The organism is Streptomyces sp. NPDC046862, from assembly GCF_040704615.1.
Classification (GTDB): Bacteria; Actinomycetota; Actinomycetes; order Streptomycetales; family Streptomycetaceae; genus Streptomyces.
This window is the reverse complement of sequence record NZ_JBEYXP010000006.1, coordinates 235,189-259,440: the sequence shown is the minus strand read 5'-3', so window position 1 is coordinate 259,440 and position 24,252 is coordinate 235,189. Positions and strand designations below refer to the sequence as shown.

Sequence of the window (24,252 nt, the reverse complement as noted above, 5' to 3'; positions counted from 1 at the left end):
GCTGTGCAGGACTCGTGTTCCTACGCGTCCTGGGCGCCCGGGAGATGATCGCGCAGGCGCCGCCGCGCTGCCTCACGCTCCGTCAGGGAGTCGTGCTCCTCGGCGAGTTCGGCGGCGAACACACGCAACAGTTCGTGCTGGGCGTAGCGGCCCGGAGCGTGTTCGGTGACGAGGTGGGCGTCGGCGAGTTCGCCGAGGACGATCCGCGCCCTGCGCACGGACAGCCCGGTGAGCGCGGCGGCCGCGCCCGCTCCGAGGTCCGGGCCGGAGTGCAGGGACAGGAAACGGAACAGCCGTGCGCTCTCGGGCGGCAGGAGCCGGTAGGAACAGGCGAACGCGGTACGCACGTCGACGGCTCCGCCCGGACCGGAGAAGGCGTCGAGACCGCCCCGGAGGTCACGCAGAACGGCGGCGATCGCCGCCGGCGGGGAGCAGGCGCGGCCGGTGGCGCGGGCGGCCACGCCGGCCAGGGCCAGCGGCAGCCGGCCGCAGCGCGCGATGATCTCGTCGACCGCTCCCGGCTCGGCGGACAGACGCTCCTGGCCGACGCGCAGGGCCAGCACGGCCCGCGCGTCCGAGCCGGACGGCGGGTCCAGGCGCAGCGAGTGGGCCCCCGACGCGATCAGGCCCGGCAGAACATGACGACTGGTGACCACCGTCAGGCAGTCCGGTGACGCCGTCAGCAGCGGCCGGACCTGCTCGGTGCCGACGGCGCCGTCGAGCAGGATCAGCAGCCGCCGGCCGGACAGCACGCTCCGGTACAGGCCGGAGAGGGTGTCCAGGCCATCCGGCAGCCGACGGGCAGGCACCCCGAGCGTGGTGAGCATCCCGCGCAGCGCCTCCGCGGGTTCGAGGGGCGCCCTGAAGGGATCGAAGCCCCGCAGTTCGACGTGGAGCCGACCGTCCGGGAAGCTGTGGGCGACCTCGTGCGCCCAGTGGACCGCGAGCGTGGTCTTCCCGACGCCGGCCATGCCGCTGATCAGGACCGTTGGGGAAGGCCCGGCGGGATCCTCTGCCGCGGCCTCGGCGATCTCCAGCAGACCGGCGAGTTCGGCCCGTCTGCCGGAGAACACCTTCAGATCGGGCGGCAGCCGGGCGGGCCGTACAACGGCCTCCGGAACGTCTCCCCGCACCGCTTCCAGCCGTCCCGCCACCGGAGGCATCGCTCCCGGCGGCACCGCTTCCAGCCGTCCCGCCACCGGAGGCATCGCTCCCGGCGGCACCGCTTCCAGCCGTCCCGCTACCGGACGCATCACTCCCGCCCGCACCGCTTCCAGCCCAGTCGCTCCCGCCCGCCCTGCCGCTCCCGGACGCACCGATTCCAGCCCTGCCGCTCCCGGACGGAACGCTGCCCACCGCACCGCTTCCAACCGTGCGGCGGCATCCCTCCCCGGCTCGACCGCCGGCCCGCCCGGCCGCAGCTCCTGCCGGAGCACCCGGGTGTGCGCCGCGGACAGCTCGGCGCCCGGAGCGACCCCCAACTCCTCGGTGAGCGACCGCCGTACGTCCTCGTACGCGGCCAGCGCGTCCGCCTGCAGCCCGGTGGCGGCCAGTGTCATGACGAGCCTGGCGTGCAGAGACTCGTTCATGGGGTCCAGCGCCACGGCCTGGCGCAGCCGCGGCAACACCTGCTCCGTCCCGCCGCACAGCAGCGCCGCGTCGGCCGCCATCACGGTCGTCCGGACGAACTCCTGCTCCACCGCCGCGAACACGGCGTGTTCCCGTACGGGCGCGGGGATGCCCGTGGCCACCGGACCGCGCCACTCGCCGAGCGCCCCGGCGAAGTGCCGCAGCGCCACCTCGGGCCGCCCGGTCGCCACCGCCCGCTTGCCCCGCCGGGTGAGGTCGCGGAACCGCAGCAGGTCGACCTCGTCCACGCCCGCGTCCAGCAGGTAGCCCCCGGTGCGGCGGAGCAGCCGACGGCCGGGCGCACGCGGGGGCAGACCGGGTTCGAGCAGGCGCCGCAGTGAACCGGCGTACCGGCGCACCACGTTCATCGCGCTGGCCGGCGGCCGCTCGGCCCAGAGCACGTCCACGATCTCGCCCATCGGAACGGACCGGCCGGCCCGCACCAGCAACAGACCCAGCAGGGCCCGCTGCTGAGGGAAACCGAGATCGAGCTCGCTCTCCCCACGGCACACCCGCAGGGGGCCCAGTACCTCGAACCGCATCGGTTTCGTCGCTCTCCGTCCTGTTGCCGCGGACAGAGTCCGGCAGACCCTCGGCCGCCTCGTTCCGCCGTGCGGCAGCCTAGAAGTGCGACGAGACGGTGGTCCAGAACGCGCTGAACGCCCCGAACATCGCCGCCCGGTAGAGACCGCGGCGCAGCAGCGCGGGTGGGGAGGCTGGTGGCGAGCCCGGCGGCCACGAGGGAGCATGCCCGGGGCTGCGTCATTTCCGGCGTCTACTGCGGAAGCCTGATCGTGAAGAGGGGGTACTCCCTCTCGGGATCCTCCGAACGGGCCTGCGCGGCCGTCTTTTCGTCCTCCCACGTCATGAGGCCGTAGGCGGAGAACTTGGCGGGAGCCTTGCCGACGTTCTTCAGCGTGAGCGTGAGCGTGAGCTCGACGAACTGACCCCGTACCGGCTCGTTGGTCGTGTCGATCTGCGTCGGCGTGACGTACTTGGCGCTGACGACGGTGATGTGCATCTTCGTCGTCACCTCGTAGTTCTCCCCGTACTCGTCGGTTTCCCCTCGTAGTGGATACGCGCGTAGCCAGGAGGTGCTATGCCGTGGGGTAGGGGCGGGCGGCGGGGGCGAGAACAACCCGGCGCACCCGCCCGCCCCGCCCGCTACTTCAGGCCGATCGCCTGGCAGTCGGCCTCGAGTTTCGGGGTGCAGATGTCCTTGACGGTGTAGACGTCGTCCCGGAGCACCGTCTCCTTGATGTTGTCCTTCGTCAGGGCGACCACAGGCACCAGCATCGACGGGATGTTGTCCTGCGTCGGGCTGTCCACCTTGTCGCGGGTCAGAGCGTCGAACTCGATCGAGCGCCCCTGCACCTTGGCCACAGCCATCTCCGCGGCGTTGTTCGCCTCCAGCAGGAACGACTTGTACACGGTCATGTACTGCTCGCCCGAGACGACCCGCTGCACCGCGTCCAGGTTCGCGTCCTGCCCGGTCACCGGCGGAACCTTGCTGACGCCGGCCTCCTTCAGGGCCTCGATCGCGGCGCCCGCCAGACCGTCGCTCGCGGTGTAGACGGCGGCGATGTTGCTGAGCCCGATGGCCTTGATCGCCTTCGCGGTGTTCGCCTTGGCGATCTTGGGAGACCAGTCCTTGGTGTAGTAGGACTTGGCGACGACCACGCTGTCCTGCAACTCGCTGTCCGCGCCCTGCTTGACCAGCGCCGTGTTCGGGTCGGCCACCGAACCGTTGATCATGACGACCTTGCTGGTCGCCGCCTTGTCGCCGAGCGCCTGCACGATGGCACGGCCCTGCACCTGACCGACGAGTTCGTTGTCGTGCGAGATGTACGCGTCGATCGGCCCCTGCGCGAGCCGGTCGTACGCGATGACCGGTATGCCCGCGTCCTTGGCCTTCTGGATGTCCGGGGCCACGGCCTTGGCGTCCAGCGCGTCCACGAGGATGACGTCCACCTTGGCGGCGATCATCTCCGAGAACTGCCTGCTCTGCTTGGCCATGCTCGCCTCGGCGTTGCGGTACAGGACCTTGCCCTTGTTGTTGGTGAGGTCAGCGACCCGCTGCTTGATGAGGGGGTAGTCGAACTTCTCGAAGCGGGTCGTGTCCTTGTCGGGCAGGAGAAGGCCCACCGTGACGTCGTTGCCCTTCTTCGGGGTGGCGGCGTCACTGGTGCCGGCCACCCCGTCGATGACACCGCACGCGGCGAGGAGAAGAGCCGCGTTCGATGCGGTCAGAGCCATGGCGAAACGACGCACAGCGATCCTGCGGGGGGAATGAGCGTTCACATCAGGTGCCTTCCAGGGGGGAGAGCGGCAGCATGGCAACCAGGTGACTGCACAGCCAACGCGGCCAGGGTACGAAGCGTCAAGCAGCGCTGGTTAACGGGGGCCCACAGCTGCGCGAGGGGCGGCCCGAGCCCCTTGCGTACGAGGCGTTTCCACCCCTTCGCGCGGTATCTCCCCAGCTGGGGCGGCCTAGGCGGAGTGTGCCAACAGCCCTCCGACAGCCCCCGACAGCCCCCAGCAGCCCTCAACAGGCCGATCGTGCGGGGATGTCCGAACCGTCGACGACGACCCGTCAGCTGGGCTGTCATGCGCACGATATCCCGATGTTCGGAACCCATGGGCGAGCCGATCCCTCCTACGGGTCGACACATCTGTCGAACCGACCGGGAACGTGGAGAGGAGCGTCTGTTGGCCCGCCAGTTGTCCCGCCGCAGGTTCATGGTCTACTCGCTTGCGGCGTCCACCCTGACCGTAGCGGCCCCCATCGCCTGCGACACGTCGTCCGCCGCGGGTGCCGAGCCCGCCCGAAGACCGTCCGACGTTGTGGTGACGGGCACCGACGAGGAGATGCTGGTCCTCGAAGTGACCGAGGCCAACAAGGTCGTCGTACGGCTGCCGCGCGTCGAGGTCGGCCAAGGGGTCACCACCGCGGTCGCCATGATGATCGCCGAGGAGCTGGACGCCCGGCTCGTCGACGTCGACATCCCCCTCGCCGACGCCCGTACAAAGGGCAACCAGTACACCGGCGGTTCGAGCTCGGTCAGTTCGCTGTACGGCCCGGCGCGCAAGCTGGCCGCCACGGCGCGCGCCAAACTGGTGACCGCCGCGGCCAGACGCTGGAACGTGCCCGCACGCTCCCTGCGCACCCGGGACACCAAGGTGATCGCGCCCGACGGCCGTTCGGCCACCTTCGGGTCACTGACCGCGAGCGCCGCCGGGATCCAGCGGCCGGACGTGTCGACGAAGCCCAAACCGGCGTCCCGCCACCGGGTGATCGGGAAACCGACGACCCGTATCGACGCCCGGGACATCGTCACCGGAAAGGCCAAGTACGCCGGAGACCTGGCGGTGGCCGGAGCGAAGCCGACCGTGGTGGCCCGGCCTCCGACGCTCGGCGGGAAACCCGTCTCGGTCGACTCCCGGGCCGCGCGTGCGATGCCGGGCGTCCACGCCGTCGTCAAGGTGGCGAGCGGGGTCGCGGTCGTGGCGGACTCCTTCCACCACGCCTTCAAGGCGAGGGACGCCCTGCGGATCACCTGGGCCCCGGGCCCGCTCGCGCCGGTCTCCGACAACGTGATCCGCGCGCGGCTGCGGGCCGCCGTCCCCCCGCTCGCCGACCCGCCCCGCGGATCGGCGCAGACGGAGGGCCAGTTCGAGTTCGCCTTCGTCAGTCACGCCCCGATGGAGGTGCTGACCGCGGTGGCGGACGTACGCGCGGACCGTGCCGAGCTCTGGTTCTCCTCCCAGACGCCGATGGACGCGCGGGACAGCATCGCCTCGGCGGTCGGACTGCCCAAGTCCAAGGTGAAGGTGCACGTCATGCGAGGGGGCGGCTCGTTCGGCCGTCGTCTGAACTACGACGCGGCGATCGAGGCGGCCCTCATCTCGAAGGCGGCACGCCGGCCGGTCAAGCTGATGTGGAGCCGCGCCGACGACATCCGGCACGGAAGGATGCGCCCGGCCAGCCACCACCGGATCCGGGCCAGCCACGCACAGGGACGGGTGGTGGCGTTCACCCACGCGGTGGCCTCGGTGAGCGAGTCGTACGAGAGGGAGGGGCTGTCCGCCCAAGGGGCCGCCAAGGGGTTCGCCCGGAGGCCCGCCCGGGTGTCCGCTCAGGGCGGGGTGACCCCGGCCGTCGCCGTACGCGCCGCCGGCCCCCTGCCCAGCGACAGCGGCCTGTACAACTTCGGCCGCGTCTCCGGGGACTACGGCTCGGTCGAACTGGCGATACCGATCGGCGCCTGGCGCTCGGTGGACTCCGGGACGTCGCGGACCGCGGAGGAGATCATCGTCGACGAGGTGGCCCGGAGCCTGGGCAGGGACCCGGTGGCCTTCCGGCGGACCACGCTCCGGAACAAGGCCGTCAAAGCCGCGCTCGACAAGGCCGCGTCCGCCGGCGACTGGGGCCGGAGCATGCCGGACGGCCACGCGCAGGGCGTCGCCGTCCACGAGGAGTACGGCTCGTGCGTCGCCTGCCTGGTCGAGATCGACGCCACCGACCGGAAGAACCCCCGCGTGACCAAGGTGGTGATGGCGGCCGACGTCGGAACCGCCGTCAACCCGCGGGGCCTTGAGGCCCAGCTCATGGGCACCGCGATCGACGGCATCTCCACCGTCCTGCGGGCCGGCCTCCACATCGACCGGGGCGCCGTCCGCGAGAGCAGCTACGCCGACTTCCACTACGCCCGCCAGCGGCACGCCCCGTTGCACTTCGAGGCGCACATCATGCCCTCCAAGGGGGATCCGGGCGGGGCGGGCGAACTCGGCGTCCCGGCCGCGGCCGGCGCGGTCGCCAACGCCTACGCCCGCGCGACCGGTTCCAGGCCCCGTCGATTCCCCCTCAGTTTCTGAACCCCGAGAAGGTACCGATGCCCTCCTACTCCTTCGTCCTCAACGGGAAACCGGTCACCGTCGAGGCCCCGTCCGACATGCCGCTGCTGTGGGTCCTGCGGGACATGCTCGACGTCACCGGACCCAAGTACGGCTGCGGTGTGGGCGTCTGCCGCGCCTGTACGAGTCACCTCGACGGCGGGGAGATACAGCCCTGTGTCGTCCCGGTCGCGGACTGCGCGAACCGCGAGGTCACCACGATCGAGGGTCTCGCCGACGGCGACACGCTGCACCCCGTGCAACAGGCCTGGCTCGACCGCGACGTCGCGCAGTGCGGCTTCTGCCAGCCGGGCCAGATCATGGCCGCGGCGGCCCTGCTGAAGAGGACGGCCCACCCGACCGACGCCGACATCGACCGCATCGAGAACGTGTGCCGCTGCGGCACGTACTGCCGGATCCGCGAAGCGATCAAGAAGGCGGCGGCGAACAGCTGAACGACCCACGGCCGGGCCCTCCCTGGTCGAACCCTCCCCGGCCGGACCTGCCCCCGGCCGGGACCCGCCCCCCGGGGCGGCCCGAACGGCCCGCCGGACAACCGGCGGGCCGTTCGGGCGCGTACGGGGAGCGGACCCGAGCGGGACCTCACATGTGGACCACGGGTGCCGCGTCGGGGTCCTGGACCGGTGCGCCCCGGCGGTAGAGGAGGACGCTGATGACGACACCGGCGGCGAAGAAGGCGGCCGACCACCCGTAGGCGGTGGAGTAGGCCTCCAGACCGGCCTGGGCCTGAACGGCGGGATCCCTGAAGTCCCTGCCCACCAGGTAGTCGGTCGCGGCGCTGGTGGAGAGGGTGTTGAGCAGGGCGGTCCCCAGGGAACCGCCGACCTGCTGCATGGTGTTGACGGCGGCGGAGGCGACACCGGCGTCCTCGGCGCCCACGCCGTCCGTGGCCAGGCTCATGGCCGGGGCCATGACCAGACCGAAGCCGAGTCCGGCCACGATCAGCGGCGGCATGATGTCCGTGGTGTAGCCGCTGGTCAGGTCCAGACCGGTCAGCCAGACCATGGCGGCGGCGGCCGCTCCCATGCCCAGCGGCACCACCGGCTTGGGGCCGATGCGCGGGATCAGCACGGTGGAGGCGAGCGTGGAGGTGAGCATGAGCCCGCCGATCATGGGCAGGAAGGCCAGCCCGGTCTCGATGGGGGTGTAGCCGAGGCTCTGCTGCAGGTAGTAGGTCAGGAAGAGGAAGACGCCGAACATGCCCGCGCCGATGATCAGGACGGAGACGAAGGAGGCGCCGCGGTTGCGGTCGAGCAGGACGCGCAGGGGCAGCAGGGGGTGCGGGGAGCGGGTCTGCCACCAGGTGAACCCGGCGAGCAGGACGGCTCCGCCGGCCAGGTAGCCCCAGGTGGCCACGGAGCTCCAGTCGTGGCTCTCGGCGTTGGAGAAGCCGTAGACCAGGCAGAACAGTCCGGCGGAGACGAGGACGGCGCCGGGGACGTCGATCCTGGCGGTCTTGTCGCGGCTGGTGCGGTGCAGCAGGATCACACCGCCGACGAAGGCGACGGCGGCGAAGACGAGGTTGACGTAGAGCGTCCAGCGCCAGTCGAGGTGCTCGGTCAGTACCCCGCCGAGGAGCAGGCCGACGGCACCGCCGGCACCGGCGATGGCGCCGTACACGCCGAAGGCCTTGGCACGTTCCTTGGCGTCGGTGAACGTCGTGGTCAGCAGGGACAGCGCCGCCGGGGCGAGCAGGGCGCCGAACACGCCCTGCGCGGCACGGGCGGCGACCAGTACCTCGAAGCTGCCCGCGGCGCCGCCGAGCGCGGAGGCCCCCGCGAAGCCGACCAGGCCGACCAGGAAGGTCATCTTGCGGCCGAAGAGGTCGGCTATGCGGCCGCCGAGCAGGAGCAGGCTGCCGAAGGCGAGGGCGTAGGCGGTGACGATCCACTGCCGGTCCCCGTCGGAGAACCCGAGGTCCTTCTGCGCCGAGGGCAGTGCGATGTTCACGATCGTCGCGTCGAGGACGACCATGAGCTGGGCCACGCCGATGACGGCGAGGATCCACCAGCGATGGCGAGAGGGCGCCTCGGCGGGCGGCAGGGATGTGACGGTCGCGTCGGCAGGCGCGTCGGCCGTGGGTCGGGGCATGACGGAACTCCAGGTAAGTGGAACAGGGGGGCAGGTCGGTGGTGCGGGCGGGACGGCTGCGTCGACGGAGCTCGTCACGCGCCCCGGGGCGGCATGGCGTCCCTGCCGCTCTCTTCGTGACGCCGAAACACTCTGACACCTGTCAGATTAACTGGAATCTGACACCTGTCAAGTAAGGTGTCGAGTGGTCCCTAAGATGACTGCGGGGGCCGTCCGCGCCGCCACGCGGGCACGAGCAGGCAGTGATGGAGGCAAGGGTGGGAGCAGGCGAGGCAGGAGCGGGAACGAGCGCCGAATCCGCTCGACGGCCGGGGCGCCCCGGCGCGGGCACCCCCGCGGTCCCCGACGAGGAGAGCATCATGCTGCGCGGGCTGGAGGCCTTCGCGGAGCTGGGCTACGACCGGGCGTCCGCGCGCGAGCTGGCCCGCCGCCTGGGCGTCAGTCACAACTTCATCAACGACCGGTACGGGTCCAAGGCGGCCTTCTGGCGCGCGGTGGTGGACTCCGCCATGGGGGCGCAGATGGCCCACATGCCCTTGGTGGACCCCGAACTCGACGACGCCGAGCAACTGAGGCAGTGGATGACCGCCTTCTACCGGACCTCGGTGATCAGACCGCAGGTCGGACGGATCTTCGTCGACGAGTCCGCCCGGGACACGGAGCGGCTGGACTACGTGTTCGAGAACTACGTCCAACCGACCCTGCGGACCGTGATGGCCGCCGTCGACCGGCTCGTGGCCTCCGGACGCATGGCGCCCATCCCCGCGGACGTGCTGTTCTTCGCCATCATCGGCCCCGTGTCCGGCATGGTGGAGGTGCCGTTGGCCCGGCGCCTGGGCCGGCCCGAGGCCACGTCACCGGAACAGCTCACGGCCACGGCGGAGTCGCTGGCGACGCTCGTGATCAACGGACTGCTCGCCACGGGTTCGGGGAGTGGCGCCTGAGCGGCGCGGCGAGTCCGTCACACGGAGTTCAGGTGGTCTCGCAGCCACCGCTCGGTGTTGCCGACGTGCAGCAGCGCGGCGGCCCGGCTGAGGGGGACGTCGCGGGCGGCCAGTGCCCTGAAGATCGCCTCGTGCTCCGCGACGGTCCGCCCGGCGGCCCGGGAGTCGACCAGGCCGCGCCAGATGCGGGCTCGTAGCGTACGGCCCGAGACCCCCTCCAGGAGGGTGACCAGCGATTCGTTGCCCGTGGCGGCGGCGACGGCGCGGTGGAACGCCGCGTCGTGCGCGTTGAGCCGCTCGACGTCGTCGCGTGCCTCCCGCATGGCGTCCAGATGCCGCTCCACCTCGGCCAGGCCCTCGTCGGAGATCCGGGTGGCGGCGAGAGCGGTGGCGACGGGTTCGAGCAGCCGCCTGACCTCCATCAGGTCCAGCAGGGCGCCCGAGTCGCTCTGGAGCAGGTCCACCGCACCGCCGAGCCCCTCCAGCAGCAGGCTCGGCTGCAGGCTGGTCACATAGGTGCCGTCACCCCGCCTGACCTCCAGCACCCGGGCGACCGCCAGCGCCTTGACCGCCTCCCGCGCCAGGTTGCGCGACAGTCCCAACTGGGCGGCCAGGTCCGGTTCCGGGGGCAGCTTGGAGCCCGGGGGCAGTGCGCCCGAGCGGATCAACGCACGGATCTGATCGATGGCCTTGTCCGTCAGCGACACAGAGGGACTCCTTCCGGAGACCTCGATGGTATGGCCGTGCGGGAGCGCCGGAGCCGCCAGGGCCGCGAGGGAGGGGCAAGCGTCCTTTCCGGGACCTCTCCCTTGATACATGTGATGTCTCTCTGGTGAAATAGGGAATTTAGTGGTTGAAACGCTCAACTCCCCAACCCGTGCAAGCATATTCATCCCTGCACACCCGTTGACAGTGACGCGTCACATGCCGGACCTTCGTGCGTAACACCAGGCGCTCAAGCCCCTGGAGTACCGCGTCGCCGGAGGGACCCGCAGTGTCGCAATCGATCAGCAGGCGCACGTTACTGGCCGGTGCCACGGCCGTCGCGGCGGCCACGGCGGCCACCGGCATGTCGGCCGCCGGCAGTGCACTGGCCGCCCCGCGCACCTACACGCCCACCTGGGACTCGGTGAACCGGCATCCGGCGGCTCCCGAGTGGTTCCGGGACGCCAAGTTCGGCATCTACTTCCACTGGGGCGTGTTCAGCGTGCCCGCGTACGACAGCGAGTGGTACCCGCGCAACATGTACGTGCCGGACAGCAAGGCGAACAAGCACCACATCGCCACGTACGGCGACCCGGCCGCCTGGCCCTTCCACAACTTCATCGACGGAGCGGACGACCTCGCGGGACACCACCAGGAGTTCGCTCCGAAGCTCAGGTCGGCCGGCGGCGGCTTCGATCCCGACGAGTGGGCGCAGCTGTTCGTCGACGCGGGCGCCAGGTTCGCCGGGCCGGTCGCCGAGCACCACGACGGCTACTCCATGTGGGACAGCCGGGCCAACGAGTGGAACTCCGTGGCCAAGGGCCCGCACCTGGACCTGCTGCGGCTGTTCACCGACGCCATCCGCGCCAAGGACCTGAAGCTGCTGGTGGCCATGCACCACGCGTACAACTACACCGGCTACTACGAGTACGCGCCGGCGCAGTCGGACGCGAGCCTGAAGAAGCTCTACGGGCAGCTGAGTTCGGCGCAGGAGAACCAGCTCTGGTTCGACAAGCTCAAGGAAGTCGTCGACCGGGCCGAGCCGGACATCCTGTGGCAGGACTGGCGGCTGGACCACGTCGACGAGACGCAGCGGCTCAACTTCCTGGCGTACTACTACAACCAGGCGGACAAGTGGGGCAAGGAGGTCGTCGCCACCTACAAGGACGGGTTCAACAACCACGGCGAGGTCTTCGACTACGAGCGGGGCGGCCCGGCCGACCTCACCGCGCCCTACTGGCTGACCGACGACAGCATCTCCAACTCCAGCTGGTGCTACACCGAGGGCATCGGCTACTACACGCTCCCGCAGATGCTGCACTCACTGATCGACCGCGTCAGCAAGAACGGCAACATGCTGCTCAACATCGCGCCCAAGGCCGACGGCACCATTCCTCAGGGCCAGCGCGACCTGCTGCTCGGCATCGGCGACTACCTGAGGCGATTCGGCGAGTCGATCTACGGCACGAGGGCCTGGACCGCGTACGGCGAGGGGCCCACGAAGATGGGCGGCGGCTCCTTCACCAGACCGACGGCGGGCACCGCGCAGGACATCCGGTTCACCCGCGACAAGGCGGGCACCGCCCTGTACGCCACGGTCCTGGGCTGGCCCGGCAGTTCGCTGACGCTGAAGACGCTCAGCTCCGACCGGATCGACCTGCACACGCTGTCCTCGGTGAAACTGCTCGACTCCACGCCCGGTACGTACGTCGACCTCCCCGCCCCCACCCAGGACGCGACCGGGCTGAAGGTGGCCCTTGCGCCGACCGCGCCGTTCGACGCCCCCGCGTACGTCCTGAAGTTCCGCTTCTCCGGCCGGATTCCCACGCTGCGGCCGCTCACCGGAGCCCTGGTCTTCAAGGACGCCCGGTACCGGGGCGAGGGCGCGGTGCTCGCCCTCGGCGGCTACACCGGCGAGGCGCTGACCCTGGGCGGAGTGGAGCCGGGCACCCTCTCCTCACTTCAACTGGCCCCGGGCTACCGGATCCTCGGCCATTCCGGCGACGACTTCACCGGCACGTCGTGGACCTTCACCACGGACAGGGCCGACCTGCGCGGCACGGGTGCGAACAACAGGATCCGCTCGCTGAAGGTGATGTTCGACCCGACGGCCCGCTTCAAGGTCACCAACGTCACCAACGGCCTGGCCCTGGACGGCGGCGGTGACGTCTCCGACGGCTCCGAGCTGAAGCAGGGGACCTGGAACGGCCACGCCGACCTCCAGTGGCACGCGGTCGACCTCGGCAACGGCTACTACACGCTGCGGAACCGCACCAACGGCATGGTCGCCGACGGCGACGGCGCCACCGGCGACGGCGCGGCGGTCAAGCAGCGGCGGTGGAACGGCGACCCCGACCAGCAATGGCTGATCACCCACCGAGGCGACGGCCGGTACTCCCTCACCAACCGCACCACCGGCCTCGCCCTGGACGGCGGGGGAGACGTCTCGGCCGGCTCAGCCGTCAAGCAGTGGACCTGGGGCACCAGCACCAACCTGCTGTGGACGTTCACGGTCGTCTGACCTCCGGTTCCCTCCTCCTCGCCCTTGCCGACGGCACGGGCTCAGAACGGGCTTTTCGCTACGCGACGCGGCGGCCGGTGATGGTCAGACCGGCGCCACGGGAGGTGTGGGCGCCCAGGAGTTCGGCGGTGCCGTCGGCGATGCCGCCCACCCCCATCCGGCCGTCGGGGCAGTGGGTGTGCAGCCAGGCCGCCAGTTCCGCCGATTCCAGAGGTGCGGCGACGTGCGGGACGGTCCAGGCGGCCGGTCCGCGAAACACGGCGCCCTCGATCTGCCGCAGCCAGCGGGCCAGGCGGAGGCGGTGCGCTGAGACCGGAACGTCCTCGTGGACCACGGGTTCGAGCAAGGGGGCGGCCCATCGGGCGAGCTCTGCCGCCGGGCCGCGCACCATCATGGTGCGCGGCCCTTTCCGGTGCACCATGAGGACGGGCGCCCCGTCCTCGATGGACCACACCTGGGCACGGCTGAGGGGCGGCAGCGGCGCGGCCCCCGCCCACGCGCCGGGCCGCATCAACGGCCGGACCTGCCACGCCTCGGCGAGCCCGTTCAGCCAGGAAGCCAGGTCGGCGACGGTCCGCACCGGTCGCGTCTGCACCACGGCGTCCCCGCCGAGCAGTCGCGCGTGGCCGGGCAGCCGCGTGGCGTCGGACCGCAGCAGCATCTGCCGACCGGCGCCGGCGCCCTGCCGCTGTCGTGACTCCAGGCTGTGCACGCTCACCAGGATTCCGTCCCGCCGGTGGAGGAACGCGGCCGCGAGGGGCACGTCCAGCGGCGCGGCGGACCAGCCGGGGTCGGGCAGGGCGTCCGTCAGCAGCGGGGACAGCTGCCCCAGCCAGGCGCCCAGGTCGGCGAGTGAGCGGACTTCGGCCGACAGCCGCACACGCCCTGCCGAGGTGCCCAGGGGCGTGGCCTCGGCGAACGGGACCGGATCGGCCTGCGGACCGCGGTCCTGCCACACCAGTGGCTCGATCGCCACCCTGCCCGTGTCGGGCGCGTCGCCGTCGTGGGTGAGCGCGCACAGACCGTCGACACCCTCGGCGGCGAGCACCTCGGCCAGGCCGGACACGTCGAGACCACGGTGCGTCCAGCGACCGTAGGGGTGGTCCGGCCAGCGGATGTCTCCGCGTACCAGGTAGCCATCGGGCTGCGGACCGGCGAGCAGGTCCAGCACCCGCTCCAGCCACTCCCCGGCCGGCCCGTCACCGGCCCGCCACACGAGAGGATCCTCCACCGTCCGCTCCCCCCTCCGCCGACCGCCCGAGCGTACAGCCCCGCTGATCACAGGATGACGCCCAGAGCAGAACCACCTGACGGCCTCGGGGGCCGTGGTGCGAGGATGGACCGATTGACGCGGTGGTGCGTGTCGCGAGCGGATGGGGAGCACAGGCCGTGCTGGACGATCAGTCGACGAAGTCCGTGAAACCGGGGCCCGCCGAGCCCGCCCCCGTGGAACCTCCTGCGAAAGAGAACTCGGCGCGGGAGACCTCCGAGGGGGAGACCTCCACGAAGGAGTCCTCCGCCGGGGAGACCTCCACGAAGGAGTCCTCCGCGGCCCGGCGCCGGTGGATCGGCGGGCTCGTGGCCGTCACCGCGCTGGCCCTCCTGTTCGGCCTGCCGTGGTGGGTGCTGCTGGCCTCGGGCACGGCCTGGCCCTCCTCGGTCCTGCTGACCGGAAGCGTCCTGTTCGGAGCCGCGCTGCTCGCGTTCCCGGCGATGATGGTCCTCGGCCACGGCCACCGGCAGCTGGACTGGGCGGCCCGTACCGGCGACACCCTGCTGGGCGTGATCTGGGTGCTGTTCGCCTGGTCGGCCCTCGGCGGTGTGCTGCGGCTCGTTCTGGCCGTCTTCGGAGCCGGTGGCCAGGGCGCGGCCAGGGGCGTGGCCCTCGCGGTGGCGGCGGTCGCCGTGCTGCTCCTGGGGTGGGGCTACGCCGAGGCCATGCGGGTTCCCCGGATCCGCAGGGTCGAGGTCGCGCTGCCCCGCCTGGGCCCGGGGCTGGACGGGACCCGCGTGGTCGTCCTGACCGACACCCACTACGGCCCCATCGACCGCGCCCGCTGGTCGGCGCGGGTCGCGGACGCCGTGAACGTCCTGGACCCCGACATCGTCTGCCACGCGGGCGACATCGCCGACGGCACGATCGCCAAGCGCCGCGCACAGGCCGCGCCCCTCGGGACGATCCGGCCGGACCTGGCCAGGGTCTACGTCACCGGCAACCACGAGTACCTCGGGGAGGCCCAGGGCTGGCTCGACCACATGAGCGGGCTCGGCTGGGAGTCGCTGCACAACCGCCACCTCGTCGTCGAACGCGGCGGCGACCGACTCGTCCTCGCGGGCGTCGACGACCGCACCGCCGGCTCCTCCGGTCTGGCCGGACACCGCCCCGACCTGCCCGACGCCCTCGCGGGCGCGGACCCCGATCTGCCGGTGCTCCTGGTCGCCCACCAGCCCAAGCAGGTGGCCCAGGCCGTGGCCGCCGGGGTCGACCTCCAGATATCGGGCCACACGCACGGCGGGCAGATCTGGCCCTTCCACTACCTGGTGCGCCTCGACCAGCCCGTGGTGCAGGGCCTCAGCCGCCACGGCGACCGGACCCAGCTCTACACCAGCCGCGGTACGGGCTACTGGGGACCGCCGTTCCGGATCTTCGCGCCCAGCGAGATCAGTCTCCTCGTCCTGCGGTCGTCCGCCTGACCTTCCCGGTGTCTGATGGAGTCGGAGCGGCACAGCCGGCCGAACCGCTGTCGCCACGTCTGTGACCTGGAGTCGTCATGACCACACCGCGGGACCTGCTGATCACCACGCTGGACGTCGCACCGGACCGTCCCGTCGAGCAGGGCGACCTCTCGCTGGCCCTCGCGGGAGCCGAACTCTGCGACCTCCTCACCGCGGAGGCCCTCACCCTGGACGGCGACCGCATCGTGCCCGGCCTGCCGCCCGCCCTGGACGACCGGCTGCTGGACGCGGCCTCGTCGTCCCTCGACCGGGAGGCGCCGTACGAGTCCGTCGAGGACTGGCTGTGGCGCCGGGGCCGTGGCCTGTACGCGACCTACCTCGCCGACCTGGAGGCACGAGGAGAGCTCACCAGGCGACGCAACCGCTGGCTCCCCGTCACGGCCGGCCGCACCGCGCTGTCCGACTCGCCCGCCCGCCACCACGCGGCCGAGCGCCGGTCCTCGGGCGACCCCGTCCTCACCGTCCTCGCGGCCGCCGTGGGCGTCGGACAGGAACCGGCCGAGGACCTTGCGGATCTCGTCGACGACGCGGTGGTGACCGTACTGGCCGCCGTCAACAACGCGCTGATGGAACTGGAAGCGGTACGGCAACGCCGAAGCATCGAGCAGGCGGCCTTCGACAACGTCTGGCGGGGGCCGTGAGGGAACGTACGGCACACAGGGATTTCCGGGAACGAAGAGAATTTCCGCGTGACGTCGATTCCGATTCCGGTGCCGAGTTCAATTCGCACCGGGGGAGCCGTCAAAGGCGGTGATGTGTTCCAGGAACAGATCGTGCACCGCCAACGCGGGTTCCGAAAGCGGCTGATTGTCCGACGTGACCAGGGAGAGCTTCACCTGGATCACCGGATTCACGATACGGCGCACGGACAGGGAGCGGACGTCGAGGATGGCGCGCGCGGCCGACCAGGGCAGCACGGTCGCGCCGAGGTCCGCGGACACGGCGTTGACGAGGGTCAGCGCGGACTCGACCTCGCCCACCACGTTCGGCCGCAGCGACGCCTGCTGGAAGGCGGCGTCGACGACCTGCCGGATCGTGTGGATGCGGCTGGGGAGCAGCAGGGGTACGTCCTTGAGTTCCTCCAGGCTCACCTCGCCCTCTCCGTCTCCCTCGCCCTCTCCGTCTCCCTCGCCCTCTCCCGGCGGGGCCGCGCTGCCCGGCGCCCCGATCAGGAACAGGTCCTCCGTCCGTAGCGGCTCGAACTGCACGCCCCGCAGCGGTCCGGCTCCGTAGATGAACGCCATGTCCATCCGCCCGGTCATGATCGCCTCGCTGATCACGCCGCCGAAGTTCTCGTTGATGTGCAGCAGGATGTCGGGGTACCGCTCGCGCACGCTCTTGAGCAGCGGCAGCGCGAGGGCCGCGCCCAGGCTGTACGGCGCGAGACCGACCGACACGCCGCCGGCGGGCGCCCGGCCGGAGACCGAGACGGCGGCCTGCGCGAGGTCCATCTGTCTCAGGATCAGCTGGGCGTGCCGGTACAGCGTCCGGCCCGCGTCGGTCGGGGCGACCCCGCGCTTGCTGCGGATCACCAACTGCTGCCCGAACTGGGCCTCCAGCGCGGACAGTTGCTGACTGAGCGCCGGCTGCGCGATGTGCAGGATGTCGGCCGCGCGCGTGATGCTCCCCGCGTCGATGATCTTGATGAACGAGTACAGGCGCCTGGTGTCCATGCGGGGCCTTCCAAGGGGAGCGGGGTCCCATCGTAGGGAGCGGCCACCCGGGAACACAGCCGCCCGGGCGGGCTCCGTGTGGCGTGGGTCATAGCGGTTCGCGATAACGCCAAACCGAACGCGTATTGGCGGTCATGGAAGTTGGGGATTACGTTGAGCTGAACATTCGGCCCGGAACCGCTCGGGAACCGCAAGAAGTATTCAAGCGGATCGCCTTTCCCGGATTCCGCCTGCTCGTGATCCTCGTCTTGTGCCAGAGAAGCGCGGACCATTACGGGAAATCCCCGACGTGATGGCATCTCCTTCCTCACCATTTCTCCCGGAGGACGACATGACCCGCACGGTAGATCTCGTCGCCGATCTCGGCGAGGGATTCGGCGCCTACACGATGGGCGACGACGAAGCGCTCCTGGAGATGCTCACCTCGGCCAACGTCGCCTGCGGGTTCCACGCCGGTGATCCGCGCATCATGGACGCCACCGTCCGAAGTTGCGTGGAGAAACGGGTGGCCGTGGGCGCCCACCCGAGCTTTCCCGATCTGGTCGGGTTCGGCCGCCGCGCGATGGACCTCACGCCCGAGGAGGTCCGCACCGACGTGCTGTACCAGATCGGCGCCCTCCAGGCGTTCGCCGTCGCGCACGGCACCCGGGTGCGGCACGTCGCCCCGCACGGACGCCTGGGCAACCTGGTCGCCGTACGCGCCGACTACGCCCGTGCCGTCGTGGACGCGGTCGCCTCCCTGGACGAGTCGCTGATCGTCCTCGCACAGGACGGCGAACTCGCCGACGCCGCCCGTGCCCGCGGACTGCGCGTGGGCATCGTCGGCATCGCCGACCGCGCCTACCGCGCCGACGGGACCCTCGTACCCCGTTCCGAGCCCGGGGCGGTGATCCACGACCCGGAGGAGATCGCCCGCCGCACGCTGCGGATGGTCACCGAGGGCCTCATCCGCAGCGTCGACGGCAAGGACGTCCCGGTCACCTGCGACACCGTGCTGCTGCACGGCGACACCCCCGGAGCGATCGCGCTGGCCCGCCGCGTCCGTGAACAACTCCTCGCCGCCGGCGTCCGGTTCGCCCCTCTCGACGACGTACTGAGCGCGGACGTATCGAGCGCGGACGTACTGAGCGCCGAAAGGGTCTGACATGGGCGGCGACGGCATGAAGACCGACGTGCTCCACGGCGATGTCACGATCGCCGACTGCGGTGACTCCGCCCTGTTCGCCAAGGTGGCGGGCCTGGACGCCGAGGACGCGTGGCGGTTCGTCCACGCCCTGGCCGACGCCCTGGACACCGTACGGCTCCCGGGCGTCCACGGAGTCGTGCCCACCTACGACACCCTGCTCGTGGAGTTCGACAGCGCCGGCACCGACCACGACACCGTACGCGGCGTCCTGCGGCACGAGGCCGCCCGCATCGCCACCCGCTCCGCGCTGGACTCCGCGCGGACGACACCTCCCCGCCGCTTCGTCGTCCCCGTCGTCTACGGCGGCGCGTACGGGCCCGATCTGCCGGACGTCGCGGCCGGGCTCGGCCTGACCGAGAGCGAGGTCGTCGCCATCCACTCGGGATCCGATCTCACCGTGCGCTGCCTCGGCGCGCCCGCCGGAGCTCCGATGATGGACGGACCCGCCTTCCCCGGACCGGTGCCGCGCCTGGCGTCGCCCCGCACCCGCGTCGACCCCGGATCGGTCGCGGTCGCCGGCCGGCAGGCGGTCATCAGCCCCATGCCCTCGCCCGGCGGCTGGCCGCTCCTCGGACGCACCCCCCTGCGCGTCCTGGACCTCGACAGCGACCCGATCACCGCCTACCGGCCCGGCGACACCTTCCGCTTCGTCCCCATCACGCCCGACCAGTGGGACGAGCACGCCGACACACCGCTGGCGGCCTGTCATGGCTGACACCCTCACCGTCCGGACCGCGGGCATCACCACCGTGCAGGACCTCGGCCGCGTCGGCCGGTCCCGCCACGGCCTGCCCGCCAACGGAGCCGCCGACCAGCACTCGGCGCGCGTCGCCAACGTCCTGTGCGGCAACGACGAACGCGACCCCCTGCTGGAGATCACGGCGCTCGACTTCGCGTGCGTGTCCTCCGGCGACATCCTCATCGCCGTGACCGGCGCCCCCGCCGACCTGACCGTCGACGGAGCGGTCCGCCCCCAGTGGGAACCGGTCTCCGTGCGCGCAGGCGAGACCGTCCGCGTCACCGGTATCCGACAGGGACTGCGCGTCTACCTGGCCGTCCTCGGCTCGTTCGAGGCCGAGTACCTCCAGGGAAGCTGCGCCCCCGACACCATCCTGGGATTCGGGCCCGCCCTGCGCGACGGCGACGAACTCGCCCTGCGCGCGGCCTGCCCGCCCCTCGACCATCCCTTCTCACGCATCCCGCTGTTCCGCCTGAACGCGCCCGTCCCCCGGTTCCCCACCACCTGGACCATCGACGTCACCGACGGCCCCGACCGGGCCGAGTTCGGAGACACGGGACGGCGTCTGTTCGACGGCCCCTTCACCGTCAGCCCGCAGAGCAACCACATCGGCCTGCGGCTGCGAGGCGACGTGCCCCGCCGGGTCACCCACGGCGAGGTGCTGTCCCGCGGCGTACCCATCGGCGCCGTCGAAGTACCGGCCGGGGACGAACTCCTCGTGCTGCACCGGGGCCGGGGCGTCACCGCCGGCTACCCCGTCCTCGCCGTCGTCACCGCCACCGGCCTGTCCGCCCTGGGGCAGGTCCGCCCCGGGCAGTCCCTCCGCTTCCGCCACCGCACCCTCGACCAGGCGGTCGCCGCCCACCGAACGCAACGAGGCGCCGTCGACGCCCTGACAACCCGCGTCCGCACGGCCTTCGACGCTCTCCGCATCCCCGTTCCCGCCGGCACCCCCGTTCCCGTCGGTACCTGACCGGCGCGCTCACCTCCGGTCGCCCCCGCGGCAGGTCGCGCCTGCGGCAGGTGCTCCCTCGCCCCGCCCGCACGCCGCCGAACGCCGCCCCCGTCCCCACCCGCTCCACGTCAGGAGGCGCCATGACCACCATGGCCGCTCAACCAGTGCCCAACACCGTCGACCCGAGAACAGCCCGGAAGATCACCCTCGCGGGATGTGTCGGCATCTTCGCCGAGCTCTACGACAACGGCATCTTCGGATTCATGGCGGGCACGCTCGCCGCCGTCTTCTTCCCCGGCTCCGAGAACGCCATCCAGCTCGTCTTCCTCGGCTACGCCGTCTCCTTCTTCTTCCGCCCCCTCGGCGGCATCATCTGCGGCCACCTCGGTGACCGCATCGGACGCCAGCGGATGCTGGTCTTCGTCATCCTGCTCATCAGCGTCGCCACCGCGGCCATCGGCCTCCTGCCCACCTACGCGAGCATCGGCATCGCGGCGCCCGCCCTGCTGATCCTGCTGCGCGTCGCCCAGGGCTTCTCCGTCGGCGGTGAGGCGTCCGGCGCGATGAGCTTCCTCGCCGAGCACGCCCCCGAGGGCAAGCGCGGCCTCTACACCAGCTACGCCCAGATCGCGTCGTTCCTCTCCCTGCTCACCGGCACGCTGGTCGCCGCCGCCATGACCAGCGGCCTCGGCGAGGCGCGCATGGAGTCCTGGGGCTGGCGCATACCGTTCCTGCTCGCCGTCCCGCTCGGCATCACCGGCATCTACATCCGCAAGCGGATCAGCGACACGCCCAACTTCAACCGCCTGAAGGAAGAGGGCGGCCTGTCGAGGAACCCCCTCAAGGAGGCCTTCACCTCCGCCGAGCACCGCCGCGCCATGCTGCTGGCCCTGTTCATCCCCCTGATGAACGGCTCCGGCTACTACGTCCTGTTCGGCTACATGCCCACCTTCATGAGCAGTGAGCTGCACTTCGGCAAGGTCCAGGGACTCCTCGTCACCGCCTCCAGCCTGGTGGCGATCTGTATCGCCATCCCCTACATGGGCCGGCTGTCCGACCGGATCGGCCGCAAGAAGGTCATCGCCGGCGCCGCCATCGCCATGGCCGCCGCAGGCATCCCCTGTTACCTCCTCATCGGCACCGGCAACGTCGCCCTCGCCGTCATCGGCGCCTGCCTCATGGCCGTCGTGTTCGCCGGGCACACCGGCGTCATCCACATCCTGCTCGTCGAGCTCTTCCCGACCCGCGTCCGCTACTCCGCCTACGGCCTGGGCTACAACGTCTCCGCGGCACTCTTCGGCGGCACGGCGCCCCTGCTGATGACGTACCTCATCGACCGCACCGGCGACACCCACATGCCCGCCTACTACGCCGTCGTCACCGCACTCGGCACGCTCGTCGCCGTCTCCCGGGTCAAGGACCGCGCCCACCTGCCCCTGCGCGACGCCTGACAGCCCCGTACGTCCGAACCCGCCCCACCCCCCACACGAAGGAGCACACCAGCATGCCGATCTCCGACTACAGGACGGCCCTCGTCACCGGGGCGTCGACCGGCATCGGAGCAGTGGTCGTCGAGCGACTCGCCAAGCGTGGCCTGGAGGTGCACGCCGTGGCACGCAACGCCGAACGGCTCGACGCCCTCGCCCGCACCACCGGCTGCGTCCCGCACGCCGTCGACATCACCGACACCGACGCGCTGACCGCAGCGCTCGACGGTCTGGAGATCGACGTCCTCGTCAACAACGCCGGCGTCTCACGCACCGGCAACATCCTGACCGCCGACGAGTTCGCCGTCGACGAGCAGGTCGCCGTCAACATCCAGGCCGTCCTGCACCTGGTCCGCCTGCTCATGCCCGGCATGGTCGAGCGCGACCTCGGCCACATCGTCAACATCAGCTCCATCGCCGGTGTCTACAACTTCGGCGGCAACACCATCTACCACGCCACCAAGGCGGCCGTGCACACGCTTTCCCGCCAGCTGCGCGTGGACGGTTACGGCAAGCGCGTCCGCGTCACCGAGATCTGCCCGGGCCGCGTGGAGACCGAGATCTTCGGCCGCCTGCTCGGCGACATGGAGGCGGCCCAGCGGCAGTTCTACGACGGCTACGAGTCCCTCAAGCCCGAGGACATCGCCGACTCCATCGAGTTCGCCGTCGACTCACCCCGGCACGTCAACATCGGCCACATCGAGATCCTGCCCACCTTCCAGGTCCCCGGAGGCCTGAACTTCGAACGCCGCGAAGGCTGATCACATGGACAAGGCAGAGCGGGTACGCCGCATCAAGCCCTCGCCCAGCACGGCGGCGGCGCAGCGCGTGCGCGAACTCAAGAGCCAGGGCCTGACCATCCTCGACCTGACCGTCGGCGAGCCCGACTTCGACACCCCCGACCACGTCAAGGCCGCCGCGATCGAGGCGATCGAGGCGGGCGAGACCAAGTACACGCCGGTGAACGGGACTCCGCGGCTGCGCTCCGCCATCGCGGAGAAGCTCCGGCAGCGGCACGGTCTGGAGTACCCGGACAGCGGGCTCGCCGTCGGCGGCGGAGCCAAGCAGGTCATCTTCCTCGCCCTGATGGCCACCCTGAACGAGGGGGACGAGGTCATCGTCCCGGCCCCGTACTGGGTGTCGTACCCGGACATGGTCCTCGCCAACGAGGGCACCCCCGTCATCGTCGACTGCCCGGAAGCGGAGGGCTTCAAGCTGACGCCCGGCCGCCTGCGGTCCTCGATCACCGACCGAACCCGCTGGGTCGTCCTCAACACCCCCGGCAACCCGACGGGCGCCGTCTACACCACCGCCGAACTCCGCGCGCTCGCCGAGGTGTTGCTGGACCATCCGCACGTCGGCGTCCTCACCGACGAGATCTACGACGAGATCTGGTACGACGACGGCGACCAGCCGTCCCTCGCCGCCGTCGAACCCCGGCTGGCCGACCGGGTGTTCCTCACCAACGGCGTGTCGAAGACGTACGCGATGACGGGGTGGCGGATCGGCTACGGGGCGGGACCGGCGGACCTGGTGACCGCGATCAACACGCTCCAGTCGCAGATCTCCTCGTGCCCGTCCTCGGTGAGCCAGGCGGCGGCCGCCGCCGCGCTGACGGGGCCGCAGGACTTCGTACGGGACACCGTCGACGTCTACCGCGCCCGCCGCGACACCACCGTCAAACTCATCGCTGAGACACCGGGGCTGAGCTGCACCACGCCCGGCGGAGGCTTCTACCTCCTGGTCAACTGCCGGCGGTTCATCGGGAGGTTCACCCCCGCCGGCGGCCGGATCGAGAACGACGAGGACTTCACCCGCCACCTCCTGGAGACACAACAGGTGGCCGTGATCCACGGATCCGCGTACGGGGCGCCCGGCTACTTCCGTATCTCGTTCGCCACCTCCACGGAGATCCTCACCGAAGCCTGCGCACGCATCACAGCCGCCTGCGCCACCCTGTCGGAAAGGCCGTCATGATCCGCGTCAGCACCAAGTTCGACCGCCCCGACCCGGAACTCGTCAAGCGTCTCGGCACGTACTCCTCGGCGACCATCCACGAGGCGCAGGGCAGGCTCGGAGCCCTGGACTCCGTCATCAAGCCGGTCGACCACCGGATGTCCCTGTGCGGCCCCGCCTTCACGGTCCAGTGCGCGCCACGCGACAACCTGATGCTGCAGACCGCCATCGCCTACGCCCGCCCGGGGGACGTCATCGTCGTCTCCGCCGGCGCCTACGAGGAGGCGGGCTCCTTCGGCGACGTCCTCGCCAACGCCTGTCAGTCCAAGGGCCTCGGCGGCCTGGTCACCGACACCGGCGTCCGGGACACCGAGGACCTGCGCGCCCTGGGCTTTCCCGTCTTCTCCCGCAGCGTCTCCATCAAGGGCACGGTCAAGGAGACCGTCGGCCCGATGTGCGAGCCGGTCACCGTCGGCGGCGTACTCGTCCGCCCGGGCGACGTCGTGCGGGCCGACGCCGACGGCGTGGTCGTCGTCCGCCGTGAGGACGCCGCCGAGGTGGCCACGCTGTCCCAGGAACGGATCGACACCGAGGCGGACTACATCTCCGCGTACCGGGCGGGCAGGACGGTCATCGAGATCTGCGGCCTCGAACCGCTGCTGGCGTCCAAGGGGTTGGTGATCGAGGAGTAGGCCCGGTCGTGACAGTGCCGTCGC

General features: G+C 71.1%; 20 protein-coding genes. 13 read left to right on the top strand and 7 right to left on the bottom strand.

What is annotated here, in order from left to right:
- Positions 1 to 20 precede the first annotated feature (20 nt).
- The 3 genes from AB0959_RS09235 to AB0959_RS09225 form a co-directional block, all read right to left on the bottom strand.
- Positions 21 to 2,171 (bottom strand): BTAD domain-containing putative transcriptional regulator, encoded by a 2,151-nt coding sequence (locus AB0959_RS09235; protein WP_366825684.1) that lies wholly within the window; start codon positions 2,169 to 2,171, stop codon positions 21 to 23.
- 233 nt (positions 2,172 to 2,404) lie between these two features.
- Complete coding sequence (locus tag AB0959_RS09230; RefSeq protein WP_366825683.1) at positions 2,405 to 2,662, bottom strand: hypothetical protein; 258 nt, start codon at positions 2,660 to 2,662, stop codon at positions 2,405 to 2,407.
- A 131-nt stretch (positions 2,663 to 2,793) separates the two neighbouring features.
- Positions 2,794 to 3,885 carry a substrate-binding domain-containing protein gene (locus tag AB0959_RS09225; RefSeq protein WP_366825682.1) on the bottom strand — a complete coding sequence of 364 codons (1,092 nt, stop codon included), beginning with the start codon at positions 3,883 to 3,885 and terminating at the stop codon, positions 2,794 to 2,796.
- Positions 3,886 to 4,368: 483 nt separating this feature from the next.
- On the opposite strand from AB0959_RS09225, the gene AB0959_RS09220 reads away from it, so the two are divergent.
- Both AB0959_RS09220 and AB0959_RS09215 read left to right on the top strand, forming a co-directional pair.
- Positions 4,369 to 6,504: a molybdopterin cofactor-binding domain-containing protein gene (locus tag AB0959_RS09220; protein ID WP_366825725.1), complete on the top strand. Its 2,136-nt coding sequence runs from the start codon at positions 4,369 to 4,371 to the stop codon at positions 6,502 to 6,504.
- A gap of 17 nt (positions 6,505 to 6,521) precedes the next feature.
- Positions 6,522 to 6,977 carry a (2Fe-2S)-binding protein gene (locus AB0959_RS09215; protein WP_366825681.1) on the top strand — a complete coding sequence of 152 codons (456 nt, stop codon included), beginning with the start codon at positions 6,522 to 6,524 and terminating at the stop codon, positions 6,975 to 6,977.
- Positions 6,978 to 7,125: 148 nt separating this feature from the next.
- Here the strand turns inward: AB0959_RS09215 and AB0959_RS09210 are convergent, their stop codons facing one another.
- Positions 7,126 to 8,634, bottom strand: a complete 1,509-nt coding sequence (locus AB0959_RS09210) for an MFS transporter (protein WP_366825680.1) — start codon at positions 8,632 to 8,634, stop codon at positions 7,126 to 7,128.
- Positions 8,635 to 8,891: 257 nt separating this feature from the next.
- Between AB0959_RS09210 and AB0959_RS09205 the strand changes: the two genes are divergently transcribed.
- On the top strand, positions 8,892 to 9,578 hold the full coding sequence (locus AB0959_RS09205; protein WP_366825679.1) for a TetR/AcrR family transcriptional regulator: 687 nt from the start codon (positions 8,892 to 8,894) through the stop codon (positions 9,576 to 9,578).
- Positions 9,579 to 9,595: 17 nt separating this feature from the next.
- Here the strand turns inward: AB0959_RS09205 and AB0959_RS09200 are convergent, their stop codons facing one another.
- Positions 9,596 to 10,285, bottom strand: coding sequence for a FadR/GntR family transcriptional regulator (locus AB0959_RS09200; RefSeq protein ID WP_366825678.1), 690 nt, complete (start codon positions 10,283 to 10,285; stop codon positions 9,596 to 9,598).
- A gap of 287 nt (positions 10,286 to 10,572) precedes the next feature.
- Here AB0959_RS09200 and AB0959_RS09195 point away from each other — a divergent pair, with 287 nt between their 5' ends.
- Complete coding sequence (locus AB0959_RS09195) at positions 10,573 to 12,804, top strand: alpha-L-fucosidase (RefSeq protein ID WP_366825676.1); 2,232 nt, start codon at positions 10,573 to 10,575, stop codon at positions 12,802 to 12,804.
- Between the two features lie 58 nt (positions 12,805 to 12,862).
- Here AB0959_RS09195 and AB0959_RS09190 read toward each other — a convergent pair whose 3' ends face one another.
- Entirely contained in the window at positions 12,863 to 14,035 is a 1,173-nt protein-coding gene (locus AB0959_RS09190; RefSeq protein WP_366825675.1) for a hypothetical protein, read from the bottom strand.
- Positions 14,036 to 14,193: 158 nt separating this feature from the next.
- Between AB0959_RS09190 and AB0959_RS09185 the strand changes: the two genes are divergently transcribed.
- A complete protein-coding gene (locus tag AB0959_RS09185; RefSeq protein WP_366825674.1) occupies positions 14,194 to 15,498 on the top strand; it encodes a metallophosphoesterase in 1,305 nt (434 codons plus the stop codon).
- A gap of 77 nt (positions 15,499 to 15,575) precedes the next feature.
- Positions 15,576 to 16,181 carry a GPP34 family phosphoprotein gene (locus tag AB0959_RS09180; protein ID WP_366825673.1) on the top strand — a complete coding sequence of 202 codons (606 nt, stop codon included), beginning with the start codon at positions 15,576 to 15,578 and terminating at the stop codon, positions 16,179 to 16,181.
- 78 nt (positions 16,182 to 16,259) lie between these two features.
- Here the strand turns inward: AB0959_RS09180 and nac are convergent, their stop codons facing one another.
- Entirely contained in the window at positions 16,260 to 17,213 is a 954-nt protein-coding gene (gene nac, locus AB0959_RS09175; protein WP_366825672.1) for a nitrogen assimilation transcriptional regulator NAC, read from the bottom strand.
- A 331-nt stretch (positions 17,214 to 17,544) separates the two neighbouring features.
- On the opposite strand from nac, the gene AB0959_RS09170 reads away from it, so the two are divergent.
- The 7 genes from AB0959_RS09170 (at position 17,545) to AB0959_RS09140 (ending at position 24,228) form a co-directional block, all read left to right on the top strand.
- A complete protein-coding gene (locus AB0959_RS09170; RefSeq protein ID WP_366825671.1) occupies positions 17,545 to 18,357 on the top strand; it encodes a 5-oxoprolinase subunit PxpA in 813 nt (270 codons plus the stop codon).
- A 1-nt stretch (position 18,358) separates the two neighbouring features.
- Positions 18,359 to 19,114 carry a carboxyltransferase domain-containing protein gene (locus tag AB0959_RS09165; protein WP_366825670.1) on the top strand — a complete coding sequence of 252 codons (756 nt, stop codon included), beginning with the start codon at positions 18,359 to 18,361 and terminating at the stop codon, positions 19,112 to 19,114.
- On the top strand, positions 19,107 to 20,111 hold the full coding sequence (locus AB0959_RS09160) for an allophanate hydrolase (RefSeq protein WP_366825669.1): 1,005 nt from the start codon (positions 19,107 to 19,109) through the stop codon (positions 20,109 to 20,111). Before AB0959_RS09165 ends, AB0959_RS09160 begins: the two co-directional genes overlap by 8 nt.
- Positions 20,112 to 20,233: 122 nt before the next feature.
- Positions 20,234 to 21,544, top strand: coding sequence for an MFS transporter (locus AB0959_RS09155; RefSeq protein ID WP_366825668.1), 1,311 nt, complete (start codon positions 20,234 to 20,236; stop codon positions 21,542 to 21,544).
- Between the two features lie 53 nt (positions 21,545 to 21,597).
- Positions 21,598 to 22,341 carry an SDR family oxidoreductase gene (locus AB0959_RS09150; RefSeq protein ID WP_366825667.1) on the top strand — a complete coding sequence of 248 codons (744 nt, stop codon included), beginning with the start codon at positions 21,598 to 21,600 and terminating at the stop codon, positions 22,339 to 22,341.
- A 4-nt stretch (positions 22,342 to 22,345) separates the two neighbouring features.
- Positions 22,346 to 23,557 (top strand): aspartate transaminase, encoded by a 1,212-nt coding sequence (locus tag AB0959_RS09145; RefSeq protein ID WP_366825666.1) that lies wholly within the window; start codon positions 22,346 to 22,348, stop codon positions 23,555 to 23,557.
- Positions 23,554 to 24,228, top strand: a complete 675-nt coding sequence (locus AB0959_RS09140; protein WP_366825665.1) for a 4-carboxy-4-hydroxy-2-oxoadipate aldolase/oxaloacetate decarboxylase — start codon at positions 23,554 to 23,556, stop codon at positions 24,226 to 24,228. The genes AB0959_RS09145 and AB0959_RS09140 overlap by 4 nt, the downstream gene beginning before the upstream one ends.
- The last annotated feature ends 24 nt before the right edge of the window (positions 24,229 to 24,252 follow it).

Coding starts and splice junctions, on each gene's coding strand:
- AB0959_RS09235 (WP_366825684.1), bottom strand. CDS start 2,171: ATGCGGTTCGAGGTACTGGGCCCCCTGCGGGTGTGCCGTGGGGAGAGC.
- AB0959_RS09225 (WP_366825682.1), bottom strand. CDS start 3,885: ATGGCTCTGACCGCATCGAACGCGGCTCTTCTCCTCGCCGCGTGCGGT.
- AB0959_RS09220 (WP_366825725.1), top strand. CDS start 4,369: ATGGTCTACTCGCTTGCGGCGTCCACCCTGACCGTAGCGGCCCCCATC.
- AB0959_RS09215 (WP_366825681.1), top strand. CDS start 6,522: ATGCCCTCCTACTCCTTCGTCCTCAACGGGAAACCGGTCACCGTCGAG.
- AB0959_RS09210 (WP_366825680.1), bottom strand. CDS start 8,634: ATGCCCCGACCCACGGCCGACGCGCCTGCCGACGCGACCGTCACATCC.
- AB0959_RS09180 (WP_366825673.1), top strand. CDS start 15,576: ATGACCACACCGCGGGACCTGCTGATCACCACGCTGGACGTCGCACCG.
- nac (WP_366825672.1), bottom strand. CDS start 17,213: ATGGACACCAGGCGCCTGTACTCGTTCATCAAGATCATCGACGCGGGG.
- AB0959_RS09170 (WP_366825671.1), top strand. CDS start 17,545: ATGACCCGCACGGTAGATCTCGTCGCCGATCTCGGCGAGGGATTCGGC.
- AB0959_RS09165 (WP_366825670.1), top strand. CDS start 18,359: ATGGGCGGCGACGGCATGAAGACCGACGTGCTCCACGGCGATGTCACG.
- AB0959_RS09160 (WP_366825669.1), top strand. CDS start 19,107: ATGGCTGACACCCTCACCGTCCGGACCGCGGGCATCACCACCGTGCAG.
- AB0959_RS09155 (WP_366825668.1), top strand. CDS start 20,234: ATGACCACCATGGCCGCTCAACCAGTGCCCAACACCGTCGACCCGAGA.
- AB0959_RS09150 (WP_366825667.1), top strand. CDS start 21,598: ATGCCGATCTCCGACTACAGGACGGCCCTCGTCACCGGGGCGTCGACC.
- AB0959_RS09145 (WP_366825666.1), top strand. CDS start 22,346: ATGGACAAGGCAGAGCGGGTACGCCGCATCAAGCCCTCGCCCAGCACG.
- AB0959_RS09140 (WP_366825665.1), top strand. CDS start 23,554: ATGATCCGCGTCAGCACCAAGTTCGACCGCCCCGACCCGGAACTCGTC.